Source organism: Psychrobacter sp. FME13 (genome assembly GCF_014861395.1).
Lineage (GTDB): Bacteria > Pseudomonadota > Gammaproteobacteria > Pseudomonadales > Moraxellaceae > Psychrobacter.
The window spans coordinates 1-1033 of the sequence record NZ_RRYV01000321.1 but is presented as its reverse complement, the minus strand read 5'-3'; the positions used below and the strand labels follow the sequence as shown (position 1 = coordinate 1033).

1 protein-coding gene is annotated in these 1033 nt (G+C 39.8%); it reads right to left on the bottom strand.

Annotated elements, in window-relative coordinates:
* Window positions 1-65: 65 nt before the first annotated feature.
* A complete protein-coding gene (locus EI164_RS16325) occupies window positions 66-845 on the bottom strand; it encodes a hypothetical protein (RefSeq protein ID WP_192521020.1) in 780 nt (259 codons plus the stop codon).
* Window positions 846-1033: the final 188 nt, after the last annotated feature.

Here is a 1033-nt window from a genome sequence, read left to right as displayed (position 1 = left end):
TCGGTCGTTAACTGCTCGTGCTTGGGCGCAACTTTAATTGTTGGGTTTGGTATAATATGTCATGTCTATACTGTGCTTGGTATAGCAGCCTCATTTGAAGGGTTGACGGATGCCTGCATTAGATCAGGCTCATCATCATCGCTAATGATATCTTCGTTGCTACTTGCAGCCAGTAAGTCACGGTAGTTAACTTGAGCTTTTAAAATCATTTGCTCTTCTTCAAGATCGGCATAATTTACTTGTACCTTATGCAAAGTACTAATGATTTTTTTGTTATTTTTTAGCCAACGATGAATGTCAATGTAAATGACTTCATCTTTTGCACGGGCAATCTTGATGTAAGATAGTAGAAATCCTAAAGGGTCTTTTTTAAGGATGCTGTGATAGAACCAAATAAAGAACTTAACACCTTGGCGTTTAAGGTAAGACTCACAGCGTAGGTTGAGAATATCAGTATAGGTCTGCTGACCAAATACCAAACGTTGGACATTGCGATCAAGCTGAACATGAACTAGGCTAAAGTTACTAGCCACCTCGACATAAATCCCCGCTGTGTTAATCGTGCTGTATAGGCGAAACCAGTCGTCATGCATTTCAACACGCAACTCTAAGATGGCTTTTACATTATTAGTGACGAATTTTTGTAGTGCATCATTGACGTATTCTTGTGTCACTGGTAAGGCAAGCTCGTCTTCAAATTTATCAGCTGTTTTGTCATATACCTGTCTAACGGACTGGATAAGACGTTCCCAACCATTGCTGAATGACTCATCGAAACGGTAGTTAATATCCTCAAAAAAATCGTCAAAATCCTCTGAATTATCTAAGTTATCAAAATCACTCAAACTGCTTATCCTTATAGTTTATAGGCGTATTGTTGAATAGAGCGTGCACAGAAGCGCTGATCAAGACAAGGTAATTAGGGCGTGTTGAACATTCAAATATTAGGGCTGCTGATTGCTAAAATTGCACCAAACTGGCGCAAGCCGACGATAATGTCGAGACCTTAACTAGGCTTGTAACGACGTTTGGG